This is a genomic window from Marinobacter sp. C7 (assembly GCF_022343555.1).
GTDB lineage: Bacteria > Pseudomonadota > Gammaproteobacteria > Pseudomonadales > Oleiphilaceae > Marinobacter.
The window spans coordinates 1,018,583-1,037,493 of the sequence record NZ_JAKQZH010000001.1 but is presented as its reverse complement, the minus strand read 5'-3'; the positions used below and the strand labels follow the sequence as shown (position 1 = coordinate 1,037,493).

Annotated in this window: 16 protein-coding genes; 13 read left to right on the top strand and 3 right to left on the bottom strand. The window is 60.0% G+C overall.

Features of this window, described 5'->3' with window-relative positions:
- Positions 1 to 288: 288 nt before the first annotated feature.
- On the bottom strand, positions 289 to 1,632 hold the full coding sequence (gene rimO, locus MD273_RS04820) for a 30S ribosomal protein S12 methylthiotransferase RimO (RefSeq protein WP_239036635.1): 1,344 nt from the start codon (positions 1,630 to 1,632) through the stop codon (positions 289 to 291).
- A gap of 296 nt (positions 1,633 to 1,928) precedes the next feature.
- On the opposite strand from rimO, the gene MD273_RS04815 reads away from it, so the two are divergent.
- From MD273_RS04815 to MD273_RS04800, 4 genes are all read left to right on the top strand, one after another.
- Positions 1,929 to 2,345 (top strand): PilZ domain-containing protein, encoded by a 417-nt coding sequence (locus MD273_RS04815; protein WP_239036634.1) that lies wholly within the window; start codon positions 1,929 to 1,931, stop codon positions 2,343 to 2,345.
- Positions 2,346 to 2,494: 149 nt separating this feature from the next.
- Positions 2,495 to 3,409, top strand: a complete 915-nt coding sequence (gene cysD, locus MD273_RS04810) for a sulfate adenylyltransferase subunit CysD (RefSeq protein ID WP_285229113.1) — start codon at positions 2,495 to 2,497, stop codon at positions 3,407 to 3,409.
- On the top strand, positions 3,409 to 5,067 hold the full coding sequence (gene cysN / locus MD273_RS04805; protein ID WP_239036632.1) for a sulfate adenylyltransferase subunit CysN: 1,659 nt from the start codon (positions 3,409 to 3,411) through the stop codon (positions 5,065 to 5,067). Before cysD ends, cysN begins: the two co-directional genes overlap by 1 nt.
- A gap of 266 nt (positions 5,068 to 5,333) precedes the next feature.
- Entirely contained in the window at positions 5,334 to 6,350 is a 1,017-nt protein-coding gene (locus MD273_RS04800) for a nucleoid-associated protein (RefSeq protein WP_239036631.1), read from the top strand.
- Positions 6,351 to 6,574: 224 nt separating this feature from the next.
- Here MD273_RS04800 and trmH read toward each other — a convergent pair whose 3' ends face one another.
- On the bottom strand, positions 6,575 to 7,294 hold the full coding sequence (gene trmH / locus MD273_RS04795; RefSeq protein WP_239036630.1) for a tRNA (guanosine(18)-2'-O)-methyltransferase TrmH: 720 nt from the start codon (positions 7,292 to 7,294) through the stop codon (positions 6,575 to 6,577).
- Between the two features lie 359 nt (positions 7,295 to 7,653).
- Here trmH and miaB point away from each other — a divergent pair, with 359 nt between their 5' ends.
- The 5 genes from miaB (at position 7,654) to lnt (ending at position 13,155) form a co-directional block, all read left to right on the top strand.
- On the top strand, positions 7,654 to 9,000 hold the full coding sequence (gene miaB, locus MD273_RS04790; RefSeq protein WP_239036629.1) for a tRNA (N6-isopentenyl adenosine(37)-C2)-methylthiotransferase MiaB: 1,347 nt from the start codon (positions 7,654 to 7,656) through the stop codon (positions 8,998 to 9,000).
- Between the two features lie 316 nt (positions 9,001 to 9,316).
- Positions 9,317 to 10,303 carry a PhoH family protein gene (locus MD273_RS04785; protein WP_239036628.1) on the top strand — a complete coding sequence of 329 codons (987 nt, stop codon included), beginning with the start codon at positions 9,317 to 9,319 and terminating at the stop codon, positions 10,301 to 10,303.
- Positions 10,300 to 10,773 (top strand): rRNA maturation RNase YbeY, encoded by a 474-nt coding sequence (ybeY, locus tag MD273_RS04780; RefSeq protein ID WP_239036627.1) that lies wholly within the window; start codon positions 10,300 to 10,302, stop codon positions 10,771 to 10,773. The genes MD273_RS04785 and ybeY overlap by 4 nt, the downstream gene beginning before the upstream one ends.
- Positions 10,770 to 11,615: a CorC family transporter gene (locus MD273_RS04775; RefSeq protein WP_239036626.1), complete on the top strand. Its 846-nt coding sequence runs from the start codon at positions 10,770 to 10,772 to the stop codon at positions 11,613 to 11,615. The genes ybeY and MD273_RS04775 overlap by 4 nt, the downstream gene beginning before the upstream one ends.
- Entirely contained in the window at positions 11,605 to 13,155 is a 1,551-nt protein-coding gene (gene lnt, locus MD273_RS04770; protein ID WP_239036625.1) for an apolipoprotein N-acyltransferase, read from the top strand. The genes MD273_RS04775 and lnt overlap by 11 nt, the downstream gene beginning before the upstream one ends.
- 321 nt (positions 13,156 to 13,476) lie before the next feature.
- Here lnt and MD273_RS04765 read toward each other — a convergent pair whose 3' ends face one another.
- Positions 13,477 to 14,025 carry a zinc ribbon-containing protein gene (locus MD273_RS04765; protein WP_239036624.1) on the bottom strand — a complete coding sequence of 183 codons (549 nt, stop codon included), beginning with the start codon at positions 14,023 to 14,025 and terminating at the stop codon, positions 13,477 to 13,479.
- A gap of 153 nt (positions 14,026 to 14,178) precedes the next feature.
- Between MD273_RS04765 and leuS the strand changes: the two genes are divergently transcribed.
- From leuS to MD273_RS04745, 4 genes are all read left to right on the top strand, one after another.
- On the top strand, positions 14,179 to 16,764 hold the full coding sequence (gene leuS, locus MD273_RS04760) for a leucine--tRNA ligase (protein WP_239037609.1): 2,586 nt from the start codon (positions 14,179 to 14,181) through the stop codon (positions 16,762 to 16,764).
- Position 16,765: 1 nt separating this feature from the next.
- The gene (locus MD273_RS04755) at positions 16,766 to 17,353 is read left to right on the top strand and encodes an LPS-assembly lipoprotein LptE (protein ID WP_239036623.1); all 588 of its coding nucleotides are present in this window, start codon (positions 16,766 to 16,768) and stop codon (positions 17,351 to 17,353) included.
- On the top strand, positions 17,350 to 18,357 hold the full coding sequence (gene holA / locus MD273_RS04750; RefSeq protein WP_239036622.1) for a DNA polymerase III subunit delta: 1,008 nt from the start codon (positions 17,350 to 17,352) through the stop codon (positions 18,355 to 18,357). The genes MD273_RS04755 and holA overlap by 4 nt, the downstream gene beginning before the upstream one ends.
- Before the next feature lie 111 nt (positions 18,358 to 18,468).
- Positions 18,469 to 18,732: a hypothetical protein gene (locus MD273_RS04745; RefSeq protein ID WP_239036621.1), complete on the top strand. Its 264-nt coding sequence runs from the start codon at positions 18,469 to 18,471 to the stop codon at positions 18,730 to 18,732.
- Positions 18,733 to 18,911: the final 179 nt, after the last annotated feature.

Sequence of the window (18,911 nt, the reverse complement as noted above, 5' to 3'; positions counted from 1 at the left end):
GAAGAGTCACCGAAACTTAAACAGGCGCAAATCAAGCCTGGAAGCTTGTCGTTTGATCTGCCAATACAAGGATCATCACTTCGGCTCTAATGAAACGAGCCTTGAGCTGACACCCGACTATCACTGAGAAGAGCGAGGCCTTGGCGGGCGGCGCCTCCCAAAAATGTTGAAGGCCAAGGATGGCCTGAAACAAGCGCACATGGACGTGCTCGTAGCGGTTTTTGGGAGGCGCCGCCCGCCAAGGCCCTCCCGCAAAACCAGAAGGCTAGGAGCCCAAGTCAAAAACAATCAAACAAGCCGACCCCACAGATCGTGCTCATCAGCATGCTCGACAACAGCCTGAACAATCTGGCCAGGAACCAGATCGGTTTCGCCGTTGAGGTAAACCATGCCGTCGATCTCCGGGGCATCCGCCTTGGAGCGGCCGATGGCACCCTCCTCGTCAACTTCATCGATGAGAACGTCGATAGTCTTGCCGATCTTGGCCTGCAGACGGGCCGCTGAAATCTCTGCCTGCTTGGCCATGAAACGGGCCAAGCGCTCTTCTTTTACATCCTCAGGAACCGCACCCTCCAGCTCGTTGGCTTTGGCGCCTTCCACCGGGCTATAGGTAAACGCGCCCACGCGGTCGAGCTGAGCCTCGTCCAGCCAGTCCAGCAGGTACTGGAAGTCTTCCTCGGTTTCGCCCGGGAAGCCGACGATGAAGGTAGAACGGATGGTCAGTTCCGGGCAGATCTCCCGCCACTTTTTGATGCGCTCCAGCGTCTTGCTGTCATGGGCCGGGCGCTTCATGGCCTTGAGGACTTTCGGGCTGGCGTGCTGGAACGGGATATCCAGGTACGGCAGGATCTTGCCTTCGGCCATCAACGGGATGACGTCGTCCACGTGCGGGTACGGGTAGACATAGTGCAAACGCACCCAGACGCCGAGCTCACCCAGGGCCTCGCACAGGGCCTGCATTTTGGTTTTCAGCGGGCGACCCTGCCAGAAGCCGGTGCGGTACTTGATGTCCACGCCGTAGGCGGAGGTGTCCTGGGAAATGACCAACAGCTCCTTCAAGCCGGCGTCCACGAGCCGCTTGGCCTCATCCATCACGTCCCCGATCGGGCGGCTGACCAGATCGCCGCGCATGGAGGGGATGATGCAGAAGGTGCAGCGATGGTTGCAGCCCTCGGAAATCTTCAGGTAGGCATAATGCCGTGGAGTCAGCTTGATGCCCTGGGGCGGAACCAGGTCCACGAAGGGGTCGTGTTCCTTTTTCGGGGGCACGTACTGATGAACGGCGCCGACGACCTCCTCATAGGCATGAGGGCCGGAGACGGCCAGCACGCCGGGGTGGGTGTCGCGGATCTTGTCCGCTTCCACGCCCATGCAGCCGGTAACGATCACCTTGCCGTTTTCGTTCATGGCTTCGCCGATGGCATCCAGGGATTCCTGCTTGGCCGCGTCGATGAATCCACAGGTGTTCACGACCACGATATCGGCGTCGTCATAGGTGGGCACGACATCGTAGCCGTCCTGGCGAAGCTGGGTCAGGATCCGCTCGGAGTCTACCAGGGCCTTCGGGCAACCAAGGCTGATGAAGCCTACTTTGCCGCCAGATGCGGCGGCGGTTTCAGTTTTGTCGGTCATAGCGTTTACAGGAATTCCCGGAGCGGCAGATCGCCCCTGCAATGAATGAAAGCGCGTAGTTTACCCCACGACAGCGCCGGACTGCAGCCCGGCCGGGGTGGTAGAAACCGCAGATCCAGGGCCAAAACTTTGACGCCCTGCCGGAATGGCGTCACAAAACTGCCACTAATGACGTCAGGTGTCTTGCTGTTCAGATTTTAAACACATAGAATCTTTAACGCTTAAGTATTTTTTCTGGAAGGATTTTTATGGGAAAGGCAGCATCTTTTCAGACCAGTCACGCCAGAAGAGTAAGAATGAAAACAACGACGGCAAAACCCAATTTGCGCAATCAACAGCGCGTCGATGTCTCCGCAGACATCACCATCGAAAAGCCGGACGGCGAATGCCTTACCTGCTCCGTTGCCAACCTGTCCCGGAGCGGTGTCATGATTTCCTGCACCGAGAAGGCCGTAGAGAAGCTGATCCCCGACCGGAAAGCGCCGGCTCCCGGGCACTGGATTCCGGTAAGGGCGCGCTTTGCCGTCCCCGTTCTTCCTACCCAACCGGTATCGATCATTGCCGAGGGCAGCATTGTCAACATGCGCCGGGTCGCGCGGGACGAGTTCCACCTCGGCATCCAGTTCGCCGAGTTCGAAGGCAACGGTTACGACTATGTAGACCGCTATGTCTCGAAACTCCTGGCCGATCTTCGCAAGCCTGCCGGCGCCTGAGAGTCAGTTTCTCAAGCGCGCTGAAGGCTGGCGAACGCTATATTTTTATAGCGTGAAATTCTAGCACGACTCCTTCTTATGCCATTGTCGGCTCTGTTATAGTTGCAGATCGTAACTGTACAGCCACCTACGCCCCGCGTCGGCAATGGATGATCATGACCACATATAACCTCACACACCTGAAACAGCTGGAAGCGGAAAGCATCCACATTATCCGGGAAGTGGCAGCCGAGTTTGATAACCCGGTAATGCTCTATTCCATCGGGAAAGACTCCGCCGTGATGCTGCACCTGGCCCGCAAGGCATTCTATCCGGGCAAGCCTCCCTTTCCCCTGTTGCACGTGGACACTACCTGGAAATTCCGGGACATGATCGAGTTCCGGGACCGCAAGGTGAAGGAATATGGTCTGGATCTGATCGTGCACATCAATGAAGAAGGCGTGAAACAGGGGATCGGCCCGTTCACCCACGGCAGCGCCAAGCATACCGATGTGATGAAAACCCAGTCCCTGAAGCAAGCCCTGGACAAGTACAAGTTCGATGCCGCCTTCGGCGGTGCCCGCCGGGACGAGGAGAAATCCCGTGCCAAGGAACGCGTGTACTCATTCCGGGACGAACATCACCGCTGGGATCCGAAGAACCAGCGTCCGGAGCTGTGGAACATCTACAACGGCAAGATCAACAAGGGCGAAAGCATCCGCGTGTTCCCGCTGTCCAATTGGACCGAGCTGGACATCTGGCAGTACATCTACCTGGAAAACATCGAGATTGTCCCGCTGTACTACGCCGCCAAGCGGCCGGTGGTCGAGCGCGACGGCACCCTGATCATGGTGGACGATGACCGGATGCCCCTCAAAGAGGGAGAGGAGCCGATGATGAAGTCGGTGCGCTTCCGGACCCTCGGCTGCTATCCCCTGACGGGTGCCATCGAATCCGAGGCGGATACCCTGCCGGAAATCATCCAGGAAATGCTGCTGGCCACCAGCTCAGAGCGCCAGGGCCGGGTGATTGACCACGACTCCGCCGGGTCCATGGAGCAGAAAAAGCGCGAGGGGTATTTCTAATGTCTCATAGCTCAGATCTCATCGCCGAAGACATCCAGGCCTATCTGAAACAGCACGAAAACAAGGAACTGCTGCGCCTGCTCACCTGCGGCAGCGTGGACGACGGCAAAAGCACCCTGATCGGGCGCCTGCTGCACGACACCAAGATGATCTACGAAGATCACATGGCCAGTCTCAAGAGCGACAGCGCCAAGATGGGCACCACCGGCGAGAAGCTGGATCTGGCCCTGCTGGTGGACGGCCTGCAGGCCGAGCGGGAACAGGGCATCACCATCGATGTCGCCTACCGCTATTTCTCTACCGACAAGCGCAAGTTCATTATCGCCGATACCCCGGGCCACGAGCAGTACACCCGCAACATGGCGACCGGCGCGTCCACCGCACAACTGGCGATCCTGATGATCGACGCCCGCCACGGCGTGCTGACCCAGACCCGTCGGCACTCCTACATTGCGTCCCTGCTGGGCATCCGCCACATCGTGGTGGCGGTGAACAAGATGGATCTGGTGGATTTCAGCGAAGACCGCTTCAACGAGATCAAGGACGAGTACCTCGCCTTTGCCGCCAAGCTCGGACTGAAGGACATTCGCTTCGTGCCGATTTCCGCCCTGGAAGGGGACAACGTGGTGAACAAGAGCGAGAACACGCCCTGGTTCACCGGACAACCGCTGATGGAAATCCTGGAAACGGTCGAGGTCTCCCGGGACAAGAACCTGGAGCACTTCCGCTTCCCGGTGCAGTACGTGAACCGCCCGGACCTCGATTTCCGCGGCTTCTGCGGCACCATTGCCTCAGGTGTCATTCGCCCGGGCGACAAGGTCATGGCCCTGCCCTCCCGGCGCACCAGCGCGGTCAGGGACATCGTGACCTTCGACGGCAAGCTCGACGAGGCCTACATTGATCAGGCGGTGACCCTGACGCTGGAAGACGAAATCGATGTCAGCCGGGGCGACATGCTGGTCAAGGTCGAAGACGAGCCGGAAGTCGCCAACCGCTTCAATGCCAACATCGTCTGGATGACTGACGCCCCGCTGGAAACCGGGCGCCTGTATGACATCAAGCTCGGGCCCACGTTCACCTCCGGAACGGTGAAGAAGATTCACCACCAGACCGATGTGAACACGCTCGATCAGCAAGCCAATCCAACCCGGCTGGCCCTGAACGAGATCGGTCTGTGCGAGCTTACCCTGAATCAGCCGATCGCGTTTGATGCCTACCAGCGCAACCATGCGACGGGCAGCTTCATCGTCGTGGACCGCCTGACCAACGTCACCATCGGTGCCGGCATGATCGCCGGACTGGCGGACAGTGGCGAGTCTCTCGATCCGGTGACTGCGGAAGAGCGCGAGCGTCGCCTGGCCCAGAAGCCGGCCATCATTGCCTGTAACGGCAAACAGGCCCCGGCCCTGGCTTTGGCGGTGGAACGTGCGCTGTTCGACCAGGGCAAGACCGCTGTGGTACTGAGCGAGGAAAGCGCAGGCGATGCCGACGAGCGTCGCAGGACCGCTCAGCTCCTGACAGCCCACGGCCTGGTCGCGATAGCCGTGAACCTGGGCACCGACATTGCCAACGCGGCGGTGAGTGCTGACTCCGAGAAGGAGATTCCGGGGGCGGTCAGTGAATTGGTGCAGGGGCTGGTTCGGAGTAAGCGGATCTGAAAAGGCGGTGACGCCTGAAGATGGGGTCAGAAGAAGGTTTTCTTCTGACCCCGAGGTTTAGCGGGAAAAGGGAGCCTGAGGTCTTAAGAAGGGGTCAGAAGAAAGCGTTCTTCTGACCCCGGGTTTATGACCCCCAAGTTCAACGCCGGCCCCAGGAGTCTGAAGAAAGCCTTCTTCTGACCCCGAGTTCATGGCTACAATGCACAGCCCCGAGCGGCCTACCGCCCTCGGGGCTTTGTCGTTCATCAATCGGGGAACAACACGTCATGGCCATCAAATACCTTCGCACCGCCTTTGCCAGCCAGTACCAGCCGGGCCAGCCCGCCCGCCTCAACAGCGGTGAAGCCCTGCAGGAGCCCGGTGGCGATTACGAGGCCCTGCACAAGCAGATGAAGCGCCTGTTCAACAGCAAGCCCGGGAAGAAATACGGCCGCTTCTCCGAGGACCTGGGCGAGTGCCCCTTCAGCAGCTGGCTCAAGGATTACCGGGAAGACAAACAGAGCTTCGGCGCCATGACCGACCGCCTGTTCGGCCAGTGGCAGGAACTGCTTACCGGTTGCCAGGAGGAGTTCGACGGTCACCTCATGATCGTGCACGAAGCTCTCGCCGACGCCGAGGTGGTCTACCTGCTGATTGTCGAAACTGACAGCGCCATGCGCTTCGACGGCAACCAGGTTCTTGACGCCACCGACGTACTCAGCCTGTCACGCCTGAACCTCGCCGTTCGCATCGAACTGGACGACTGGCTGGGCGAGAACGGCAGCGAGAACTACCTCACCCTTGTCCACGGTCGCGGTACCGGCGAGCCGGGCGAACTGTTCATCCGTCTGTGCGGCTTCACCAACAACGTGGACGTGGAAAAGGAAACCATGACCTTCCTGGATGCCGTGGAAGCCTTCGCCAAGACGTCCGAGCCGGAGAAGGCGGGTGAAGTCCGCTCCCGCGCCTACGAATTCTGCAAGGAACAGCATGCCCTGGGCGAGCCGGTAGAAATCGAGGCGCTGTCCGGCTACCTGGATGAAAGCGAGCCCCAACGTTTCAAGGAATTTGCCAGCCAGAACGCCGAACTGCCGGAAACGGGAGTTCTGCACCCGGATCACCGTAAAGTGAAGAAGCTGGTACGAATTGCCGGGTCCGGTGGCGGGATGAGTGTTTCGTTTTCCTCGGACCTGGTGAACCAGGCGGTTTACTATGACCGGGACAAGGATGCACTGACGATTACCCGGCTGCCGAAGGCGTTGCGGGAGCAGTTGCAGCGGTACCTGGAGGCTCGGGAGGAGTGATAGTGAAGATGGGGTCAGATGAAGGTTTTCATCAGACCCCTGAGTATGCCTGCGGACTTGGTGGCGACGCCGGGGTCTGAAGAACGCTTTCTTCTGACCCCTTGTTAGCGGCGAAGTCTGAACTTGAACATGGGGGTCAGATGAAAGTTTTCATCAGACCCCGGAGCATGTGTCCCCTTGTTAGCGGCGGGGTAACAATTAAAGATGGGGTCAGATGAAGGCATTCATCTGACCCCTGAGCATCGCGCCAGGTGCGGGTGCCGTTGCTTTCGGACTTCTTTCATCCACCCTACCCCGTCAATCAACTCTCCGGTTTCCGGGTCAATGGGCGGATACGGCAGGTTGCGGTCGTCGCAGTAGCGCTTTACCGTCGGCTGGCACCAGCAGAACAACAGGCGGTCATATTCCTCATCCGGCAGCCGCCGCTGCTCGAACATCCCGGCCAGCTTCCGCTGGCGATGGGCCTCGGACAGGATGATGGCGCAGGCGGAGGACACGTTCAGCGACTCCACCATCCCCATCATCGGGATCACAATGTGCTCATCCGCCTCGGCTGCAGCATCCGAACTCACGCCGTCCACCTCGTTGCCCATGATGATGGTACAGGGCACCGTGTAATCCACCTCCCGGAAATCCACCGCCCGGTCCGAAAGCTGGGCGGCATAGAGCTTGTGCCCCTGCGCCTTCAGGTCCGCGACCGCATCGTCCATGGTGGGATGCGTGTGGGTGGTCACCCAGTTGTAACTGCCACCCGCGGTCTTCCGGAACGCGCGGAAGCCTTCCTTCGGCCAGACCACGTGCATGTTGGCCAGGCCAAAGGCATCGCAGGAGCGGATGATGGCCGACAGGTTCCGGGGCTTGTGGACCTGGTCGGTCAACACACGGAGGTCCGGTTGGCGGGTGTCGAGGGTTTGTTTGATTCGGGCGAGGCGTTCAGGAGTCATGTTTAGTCGGTTTATCTATTCATACTTGCCGGAAACCTCGTAGGCGTATCCGACGGGATTACTCCATGGTACGGGAAGGGCTTGGCGGTGGGCTTTCCAAAACTGTGCGGAGCCAAGGATGGCGGAGCTCAAGCGTCACATGGACGTGCCGAAGGAGCGGGTTTTGGAAAGCCCACCGCCAAGCCCTTCATGCACCCAAAGCATGGAGCCCGGAGATAATACCACATAGAAACTAGCGACAAGCCGAGACAATGGTGGTTGAAGAATAATCACCCCGTTATAATACGCAGTTCCTTTTTGCTAGCGCCCCGCGAAAACCACCAGTCCCGGCGCGACATCCACCAGATCACGTGAGAACCATGGCCAAAAAGCTGTATATCAAAACCCACGGCTGTCAGATGAACGAGTACGACTCTGCCCGCATGGCAGACCTGCTCAAAACCGGCGAAGCGGTCGAAGTGACCGACAGCCCGGACGACGCCGACATCCTGCTGCTGAACACCTGCTCCATCCGGGAAAAAGCCCAGGAGAAGGTATTCCACCAGCTTGGCCGCTGGAAAAGCCTCAAGAGCAAAAAACCCGAACTGATCATCGGCGTTGGCGGCTGCGTCGCCAGCCAGGAAGGTCAGGCCATCATCGACCGCGCGCCCTACGTGGACATGGTCTTCGGCCCCCAGACCCTGCACCGCCTGCCGGACATGATCAGCGAAGTGCGCATGAAAGGTAACGGCGTCGGCGTGGTGGACGTCAGCTTCCCGGAAATCGAGAAATTCGACAATCTGCCCGAACCGGGCGCCGACGGCCCCTCTGCGTTTGTCTCCATCATGGAAGGCTGCAGCAAATACTGCACCTTCTGCGTGGTGCCCTATACCCGCGGCGAAGAAGTCAGCCGCCCGGTCGATGACGTGATCGCAGAAGTCGCCCACCTGGCCGGCCAGGGAGTTCGGGAAGTGAACCTCCTCGGCCAGAACGTCAACGCCTACCGCGGCGAAACCCACGACGGCGACGTCATGGACCTGGCCGAGCTGATCGAACTGATCGCCACCATCGACGGCATCGACCGCATCCGCTACACCACCTCGCACCCGGTGGAATTCTCGGACGCGCTGATCGACGTCTACGAACGGGTTCCCGAGCTGGTCAGCCACCTGCACCTGCCGGTCCAGAGCGGCTCCGACCGCATCCTGGCGGCCATGAAGCGCGGCCATACAGCACTGGAGTACAAATCCAAGCTCCGCCGCCTGCGCAAGATCCGCCCGGACATCAGCTTCTCCTCCGATTTCATCGTGGGCTTCCCGGGTGAGACCGACAAGGACTTCGAGGACACCATGAAGCTGATCAACGACATCGGCTTTGACGTGTCCTTCAGTTTTGTTTACAGCGCCCGTCCGGGCACCCCGGCTTCCGACCTGCCGGATGACACCCCGATGGAAGTGAAGAAAGAGCGCCTGGCGATCCTGCAGCAGCGGATTAACCAGCAGGCGATGGACATCAGCCGCAAGATGGTGGGCACCACCCAGCGGATTCTGGTGACCGGCCTGTCCAAGAAAGATCCCGGGGAGTATGCGGGGCGGACCGAGAACAACCGGATTGTGAACTTCCGCCATGAGAACCCGGAAGTGGTCGGGAACTTCATTGACGTGGAGATTGTGGAGGCTTATCCCAATTCGCTGCGGGGTGTGCCTGTAGGCTCAGAGTTGTATTAAGGCTGAGTACGCATCTGTTTAAGGTCCGGCGTTGGGAGGCTGGCTGGAAGGGCTTCGGACAGCACAGATATAGTCCGGGGTAATTTAAGTCGAGAGAGCAGCCCGTTGAAGTCGGAAGCCGTCAAAGCAGGGGTCAGATGAAAGCATTCATCTGACCCCATTTTAGACCGACACTCCCAAGCTACTTGTTTTTCTACTCACGGGCCTGCAAATAGTAAGATCGACGAGGGTGCGGGGCCCCGCACCCTGGCCTGACTCCAAAATCCAGAACAGCTGACTCCCAAGAAACCAGGGGAGTAAACCACACGGAGCAAGATTGAACACACACGACACCAGACAATTCGACCTGCACCCGGTAGACCAGCGCCGGCTGGCCACCCTGTGCGGCCAGTTCGACGAAAACCTCAAGATGATCGAGAAACGCCTTCAGGTAAAAGTCGGTCGCCGGGGCCATCATTTCCGCGTCGAGGGCGAAACCGAACACGTGGCGGCTGCCGTTGAAGTCATCCGCCACCTGTACCGGGAAACAGAAGCCACCGACGATATCCCGCCGGATACCGTGCACCTGTTCATCCGGGAAACCGGCATCGAGCGCCTCCCCGATGACGTGCCCTACGATGAAGGCCAGGTGACGGTCATCAAGACCCCCAAGATGACCGCCAAGCCCCGGGGCAGGAACCAGCAGAAGTACGTGCACAACATCCGCACGCACGATATCAACTTCGGCATTGGTCCGGCGGGTACCGGCAAGACCTGGCTTGCGGTGGCCTGTGCCGTGGAAGCGCTGAAGGACGAACAGGTGAAGCGCATCCTGCTGGTTCGCCCGGCGGTCGAGGCTGGTGAGAAGCTGGGCTTCCTGCCAGGGGATCTGGCACAGAAGGTGGACCCGTATCTGCGTCCGCTGTACGACGCCCTCTATGAAATGCTCGGCTTTGACCAGGTTACCCGCCTCATCGAGAAGAGCGTGATCGAGATTGCGCCACTGGCCTTCATGCGGGGCCGGACGCTGAATAACTCGTTCATCATCCTCGACGAGAGCCAGAACACCACCCGGGAACAGATGAAGATGTTCCTGACCCGGATCGGTTTTGGTTCCACTGCGGTGATCACCGGGGATACGACCCAGGTGGACCTGCCCCGCGGGCAGAATTCCGGCCTCATTCATGCCGCCAATGTGCTGAGCAAGGTGTCCGGTATCGGCTTTACCCGCTTTGACGCCAAAGACGTGGTCCGCCACCCGCTGGTGCAACGGATTGTCGAGGCCTACGATTCCTTTGATGACGGGAGTGCCACGGGCCAGTGAGCGAGCTGACGGTTGATTTCCAGAATGTGTATGAGGGAGAAGGCGTTCCGGACGAGGCCCTGTTCCAGACCTGGGCGCAGGCCGCCTGGCTGGGGGAGAATCCGTCCGAGGTGACGATTCGTATTGTTGGTGCCCTTGAAAGCCAGGAGCTGAATCACGAGTATCGCGGCAAGGACAAACCGACCAATGTATTGTCCTTCCCATTTGAGGCCCCAGCGGGTATAACGGTCCCATTGGCGGGAGATCTCGTCATTTGTGCGCCGGTTGTTGAACGAGAGGCCGGTGAGCAGCATAAAACGATCGAAGCCCATTGGGCCCATATGGTGGTGCACGGTATGTTGCATCTGCAGGGCTACGATCATATTGACGACAAAGATGCCGAGGTCATGGAAGCCCTCGAGATCCGGCTGCTGAGGCAGCTTGGATACGATAACCCTTACGAAGCAGAGGAAACGGAACAAGACTCATGAGCGACGATCAGTCGAGTCGCAGCCAGGGCAACAAGTCCTGGCTGGAGCGTATATCACAGGCCTTCTCCAGCGGGCCTGAGTCCGTTGAGGACGTGCTGGAAATCCTGCGGGACGCGGAGTCCCAGAACATCATCGATGTCGATGCCATGAGCATCATCGAAGGTGCCATGCAGGTGATCGACATGCGGGTCGACGAAATCATGATCCCCCGCTCCCAGATGGTCACCGTGAAAGCCTCCCAGGAGCCAAAGGAATTCCTGGGGGAAATCATTTCCTCTGCCCACAGTCGTTTTCCGGTCATCGGCGACAGCCAGGATGATGTCATCGGCGTCCTGCTGGCCAAGGATCTCCTGCCCCTGGCCATGAACAACGAACTGAACTGGAACCGCATCCGCGAGATCCTGCGCCCGCCCAACTTTGTGCCCGAGAGCAAGCGCCTGAACCAGCTGCTCAAGGAGTTCAAGGAAAACCGCAATCACATGGCCATCGTGGTGGACGAGTACGGCGGCACCGCCGGCCTGATCACCATCGAGGATGTGCTGGAGCAGATTGTTGGCGAGATCGAGGACGAGCACGACTTCGATGAAGAGACCAACATCAAGGCCCGGGGCGATGGCTCCTTTGCCGTGAAGGCGGTCACGCCCGTGGACGATTTCAATGAATTCTTCCAGACCGAACTGGACGAAGAAGATTTCGACACCATCGGCGGTGTGGTTCTGAAAGAGTTTGGTCACCTGCCCAGACGGGGCGAGACGGTTGAATTCGGCGGTTTGCAGTTTACTATTGCCAACGCCGATAACCGTGTCATTCGTCTGTTGCAGGTAACCCGAAGTGAGCAGTAACGCAACCCGCACTACCCTAAGAACCCCGCTGAACCGGATCCCGTGGCTGGGGGCCCTTACCCTCGTGGTTGCGGGTGCGCTCCAGACCCTGACTTTCGCCCCCTTCAATCTGTGGTGGCTGGGGCCGGTGTCGGTATTCCTGATACTTCTGGTTACCATTCCAGCCGCCCCTGGCCAGCTGCTCCGGGCCGGCTGGTTTACCGGCCTGGGCCTGTTCGCCACCGGCGCCAGCTGGGTCTACATCAGTATCAGCGAACACGGCAATACCTCCATTCCGATCGCCATCCTGCTTACCGTGCTGTTTGTCACGGGGCTGGCACTGTTCCATGCACTGGCTTTCTGGTTCTGGGGCAAGCTGGCCAAAGAGAGCGCTGTACGGCGGCTGATCCTGTTCCCGGCTATCTGGATCCTCGGTGACTGGTTGCGGGGCTGGCTACTGACCGGCTTCCCCTGGCTCTATCTGGGCACCGCCCACACCGACGGTCCCCTCGCCGGGCTGGCCCCACTGACCGGGGTCCATGGTCTCACTTTCTGGGTGACGGTAACCGGCGTCGCCGCTTATGCCGCCGGCTGGCTGTTCCTGGGTCAGCGCCGGACAATGGCCGGCCTGGTGCTGCTCCTGGCCCTGGTTCCCTGGGGCGCGGCCCCGGCCATGAACCGGATTGACTGGACCGAGATCAGCGAACAGCCCACCACTTTCGCCGCCATGCAGGGCAACATTCCCCAACAGGTCAAGTGGGACCCCGACTTCCTCAGGGATCAGATCGTTACCTACCTGACCCTCACCGAGGATCACTGGGATACCGACCTGATCCTCTGGCCGGAGACGGCAATCCCGATCACCCAGGACCAGGCCGGCAAGATTATCGAGCATATCGACGGGGAGCTGGGCGAAAACAGCACCCTGATCACCGGTATCCCCTGGTACGGTTTCAGCGACCGTATCGAGGACTTCACCTTCCACAACAGCATCATGGCCATCGGCAACGGTGGCGGTATGTACCACAAGCAAAAGCTGGTGCCCTTTGGTGAGTACGTTCCGCTGCAAAGTGTGCTCCGGGGCCTGATCGGCTTCTTCGACCTGCCCATGAGCAGCTTCAGCCGGGGCCCGGAATGGCAGGAGCCACTGCAGGCCAACGGCATCAACGTCATGCCCTTCATCTGCTACGAGGTGGCGTACCCGGATTTCGTCGCCTTCAACAGCCGGGGGGCCGGGCTGCTGCTGACCATCAGCAACGACGGCTGGTTCGGCGACTCCATCGGCCCGTTACAGCATCTGCAGATCGCCCGCATGCGCGCCCTGGAGACCGGTCGCTACATGCTGCGCGGTACCAACAACGGGGTGACGGCCATCATCAACGAGAAGGGCCAGATCACCGAACGGATTCCTCAATTCGAGCGGGCGACCCTGACCGGAGAAGTATTTACCGCAACCGGGAGCACGCCGTATATGCAGACCGGGTCCTGGCCGGTGTTGACGTTGGCGGCGATTCTGATTGTGTTTGTGCGGGAGCGGGTGATTCCCAAGAGCGCGGGGTGAAGGTAGGCACAGGGGTCTGAAGAACTCGTTCTTCTGACCCCGAGTTGAAAGTCAGAATGGGGTCAGATGAAGGCTTTCATCAGACCCCTGAGTTAGACGTGGCACAGGGGTCTGAAGAACTCGTTCTTCTGACCCCGAGTTGGAGGTCAAGACGGGGTCAGATGAAGGTTTTCATCAGACCCCTGAGTTAGGCGTGGCACAGGGGTCTGAAGAGCTTGTTCTTCTGACCCCGAGTTGGACATCAAGATGGGGTCAGATGAAAGTTTTCATCAGACCCCCGAGTTAAGATGAAAGCCCTCATCTGACCCCGTCTTCGCGACCTTACTCCGTCTTTTGCGGCCAGCGACTGGTCACCCGCTCGTAGTAATGGGACCCACACGCCTCGCAGGGTTCGAGGTGACTGGTCGCGGTCAGGCAGCGCATGTGGCTGCAGTTCAGGCACCGGAACATGCCGGCGGTGGCGACTTCGCCGGAGATGTAGTGGCCGGCGTCATCGTTCTCGAGTTTCTGGTTCAGCTCCAGGGTATCGACCCGGGTCTGGTCGGCTACCGACAGCAGGCTGTCTGCCAGCTGGTGTTCCAGCAGGGAGATGTCCAGCTGCAGCCACTCTTTCAGGCCTTCGCCGGTCTCGTCCACGAAGTGCATCAGGTGTTTCAGATCCCGCTCCAGGTAAGCGCCGAGCAGATCGGCCTCCTCCCGGGTCATTTCTTCCAGCTCGTACTCGAATTCGACGGCTTTCTGGATTTCCTCCTCCAGGGTTTCCAGGGACGTTTCCTGGAGTTCCTTCATGCGGGTCTGCACCCGCTCGAGCATCCGGTCGTAGACCTCGAGGGCCTTGCCTGATAGGTGGTTGCGTTCTGGTTCTGTCATCTCGGCTCCTTTTGCCAGCACGATCCTGCTTACCCCCAATTCTGGCACAGGAAAGAGAAATTGGCAGACTACCTGTTAAGCCTTGTGTGCGTTAGAATGTTCGGCCCCTTCGAACATCTATCTGAACACAGGGTAATTTTGGTAATGGCAGGAATGGACGAGCAATATAACCCACGTGAAGTAGAACAGACCGCCCGCGAATTCTGGGACAAGAACGAAACCTTCAAGGTGAAGGAAGAGCCGGGCAAGCCCAAGTACTACTGCCTGTCCATGTTCCCCTACCCCAGCGGCAAGCTGCACATGGGCCACGTCCGCAACTACACCATCGGCGACGTGATCTCCCGCTACCAGCGCATGCAGGGCAAGAACGTCATGCAGCCCATGGGCTGGGACGCCTTCGGTCTGCCCGCCGAGAACGCCGCCATTGCCAACAAGACTGCCCCGGCCAAATGGACCCGCTCCAACATCGACTACATGAAGAAGCAGCTCAAGCAGCTGGGCTTCGGATACGACTGGAGCCGGGAGCTGGCCACCTGTGATCCGGATTACTACCGCTGGGAGCAGTGGTTCTTCGCCCGTCTGTACGAAAAGGGCCTGGTGTACAAGAAGATGTCCACCGTGAACTGGGATCCGGTCGACCAGACTGTACTGGCAAACGAACAGGTCGTCGACGGCCGTGGCTGGCGCTCCGGTGCCCTGGTGGAGCAGAAGAAAATTCCCCAGTGGTTTATCCGCATTACCGATTACGCCGAGGAACTGCTGAACGATCTCGATGAGATGGAAGGCTGGCCCGAGCAGGTCAAGACCATGCAGCGGAACTGGATCGGCAAGTCCGAGGGTACCGAGCTGACCTTCCCGCTGAAGGATCGTGATGAAGGCCTCACGGTCTACACCACCCGTCCGGATACCCTGATGGGCGTGAGCTACATGGCGGTGGCCGCCGAGCACCCGCTGGCCAAAGAGGCCGCGGAGCGGCACCGTGACGTGGCCGAATTCGTGGACGAGTGCCGGAACAGCAAGGTGGCCGAGGCTGAGATGGCCACCATGGAGAAAAAGGGTATCGATACCGGCTTCAAGGCCGTCCACCCGCTGACCCAGGAAGAAATCCCGGTGTGGGTCGCCAACTTCGTGCTGATGGATTACGGCACCGGCGCTCTGATGGCGGTGCCGGGGCACGATGACCGCGACCATGAATTTGCCCTGAAATACCGGCTGCCGATCAAACAGGTGATCGCGGCGCGCGATGGCCGCGAGATCGATGTCCAGGAAAAAGCCTTCACTGAAAAGGGCACCCTGGTGTCCTCCGGCAAATACAGCGGGCTGACCAGCGAGGAAGCCTTCGACGAAATCGCGAAGCATCTGGAAGACAATGGCATCGGCAAGCGTACCGTCAACTACCGCCTGCGTGACTGGGGTGTCTCCCGTCAGCGCTATTGGGGCGCGCCGATCCCGATGATGACGCTGGAAGACGGTACCGAAATGCCGGTTCCCGATGACCGGCTGCCGGTGCGTCTGCCGGAGGACGTGGAGATGGACGGCGTCCAGTCTCCGATCAAGGCCGACCCGGAGTGGTGCAAGACCGAATACAACGGCCAGCCGGCCACCCTGGAAACCGACACCTTCGACACCTTCATGGAGTCGTCCTGGTACTACGCCCGGTTCTGCAGCCCCAACTACGACAAGGGCATGCTGGACCCGGCAGCCGCCAACTACTGGTTGCCGGTTGACCAGTACATTGGCGGTATCGAGCACGCCATCCTGCACCTGCTGTACGCCCGCTTCTTCCACAAGCTGCTGCGGGATGTGGGCCTGGTGGACAGCTCCGAACCGTTCAAGCGTCTGCTGACCCAGGGCATGGTGCTGGCCGAGACCTATTACCGCAACGACGAAAACGGCGGCAAGACCTGGTTCAATCCGGCCGATATCACCGTCGAGCGGGACAGCAAGGGCCAGGTAGTCCGGGCGGTGCTGGCGTCTGACGGTGAGCCGGTGGAGATTGGCGGCGTTACCAAGATGTCCAAGTCCAAGAACAACGGGATCGATCCGCAAGCGATCATCGACGAATTCGGGGCCGATACGGTGCGCCTGTTCATGATGTTCGCGGCCCCGCCCGAGCAGTCCCTGGAATGGTCCGACAGCGGCGTCGAGGGTGCCCACCGGTTCCTTAAGCGCCTGTGGCGGATGGTGAACGAGCACACCGCCGGCGGCCCGGCCCCGACCCTGGACGTGGCCGCGCTGAACGATGCCCAGAAGGACCTGCGCCGAAAGACCCACGAGACCATTGCCAAGGTCAGTGACGACATCAGCCGTCGCCTGACGTTCAACACCGCCATCGCCGCCGTGATGGAGCTGCTGAACGAGGTAGGAAAACTGAGTGATGACGAACCGCAGAGCCGGGCCGTGCGCCAGGAGGCCCTGAATACAGCGGTACTGGTACTGTCACCCATCGTCCCCCACATCTGTCACCAGCTCTGGCAAAGCCTGGGCCACGAGGAGCCGGTGGTGGAAGCATCCTGGCCGGAAGCGGATGAGAAGGCGATGGTCCGCAGCCAGATCCAGGTGGTGCTTCAGGTCAACGGCAAGGTCCGCGCCAAGGAAGACGTACCGGCAGACATCGCCAAGGCGGACCTGGAGAAGCTGGCTCTGGAGAACGAGAACGTCATGCGGTTCACCGAAGGCAAGACCGTACGCAAGGTCATCGTGGTCCCCGGCAAGCTGGTGAATGTGGTGGCCAACTGATATGGCACTCCGCCCTGCCCTGAAAAACCTCGCGGTTCCGGTTACGGCGCTGGCGCTGTCGGCGACACTGGCCGGCTGCGGTTTTCAGCTGCGGGGCACCTCCCCGGTGCCGGCGGCCTTGCAGCCGCTGGCGATACAGTGCGGCTCACAGATCCCGGACACCCTCTGCCTGTCCGTGAAGGACCAATTGAAGATGGGCGGTCTTGAAACCACCGATGCCGGAAATGCGGCCTATGTCCTTGGCCTCAAATCCTACTCCCAGGATCGCCGTGCCTCGGCCATCACCGTCCGGGCGGCCGCAGCAGAATATACCCTGACCCAGGCGGTCCGCATCGAGCTGATCAGCGATGACCGGATCCCGCTGATTGCAGACACCGAGCTGAACGTCCGCGAAACTTACCGGTACGATGAAACCAATATCCTGGCCAAACAGCGGGAACAGGACGAACTGGAGCAGCGACTGAACGACCGGCTGGCCCAACAGATCCTGTTCCGTCTGGCACCCATGACGGAGGCCCGGATCCAGACCATCCGTAACGACTACCGCACCAACAACCCCTCGGCAGAACCCGACGCCGACGAACCATGAAGACCCAACCGGCCCAGCTCCCCCAACTGCTCAAGAAAAGCCTGGCGCCGGTCTACCTGGTGTCCGGGGACGAACCTCTGCTGGTGCAGGAGTGCTGCGATCAGATCCGGAAGGCGGCCCGGGAAGCCGGCTTTCACGACCGCCTCACCTTCCACGCCGATCATCAGTTGAACTGGAGCACGGTGTCGGAAGAGTTCAACGCCATGTCCCTGTTCGCCGAGAAGCGCCGGATCGAGATCCATTTGCCCACAGGCAAGCTCGGCGATGGGCGCCCGGTACTGGAGCAGTTGCTCCAGCAGCCTCCCGAAGACATCATCCTGCTGCTGATCAGCACCCGCCTGGATGCCGCCGAAACCCGGCGCAAGTGGTACAAGGAACTTCAGGGCAAGGGCGTGCATGTGCCCGTCTGGCCGGTGGACGCCGACAAGTTCGAGGGCTGGCTGCAACAGCGTGCCAACCGTCAGGGCCTGCACCTGACCCGGGGTGCCCTGGCCATGCTCGCCGAGCGACTGGAGGGCAACCTGCTGGCGGCCAGTCAGGAGCTGGACCGGCTCGCATTGCTGACCAATGGCAACACCATCGACGAGGAAACCATTGAGCAGGCGGTTCAGGACAGTTCGCGATTCAATGGCTTCGAGCTGGTGCTGGAACTGCTCGCCGGAAGGGCAGCGCATGCCGGAAAAATGATCGGGATCCTGCAACAGGAAGGCGAGAATCCCCTGGGATTGCTGGCCGTACTCAATCGGGACATCAATCTGGTGGCGGAACTGCGTTCGGCGTCCGGGCAAGGAGACAATCCGGCGGCCTTCCTCAAGAAACGGGGCGTGTTCCAGCCCCAGCGTGCACGCGTGCTCGAGCGCGCCGCCCGGCGCCTTACCCCGGGCCAATTGCAGCAGGCCACCCGCCTTTGCAGCCAGATCGATCGCGCGGCCAAGGGCTTTGACGACCTCTCGCCCTGGCATTACCTGCGGGATATGTCGGCACTTCTTGCCGTAAAACCGTGATCTGAGTCAATCGACTGAAATCTGCCCTTCTTCCAGCCATTCCAGTACTTGACAGTTTTTCCGGTTCGGGCGCATTGTTATTCCCACCAACAAACCAAGGAGGTGCCTGAAATGAGTGTTCAAGAAGAACTCAAGAAACTGTCGGAAAAAATCAAACAGTACCGGGACGAAGCCCGTGTTCAGCTCCATCTGGCACGCGAAGACGTCAAGGACGAGTGGGACGACCTGGAACAGGACTGGGACCGGTTCCGGACCAAGCTGGACCAGGTTCTCCACGATGCGGAAAACGCCAGCCAGGAGGCCCGCCAGACTGCCCAGAAACTGGGCGAAGACCTGAAGACCGGGTATCAGAACATCCGCGACAAACTCAAATAAGCTCTCCGCGACCCGGCACAGACTCAAACTTTTCTGCCCCAGAGACCCTCACTTCGAGGGTCTTTGTGCCATACTTTACCCGACTAGTGAACGAAGCTTCAGACGTTGCCGCTTTGGGCCATCCTCGTCGACCGGCCTGAAGGGACAGGGTGCTTCCAGACACTGCGAGGTATAAATGG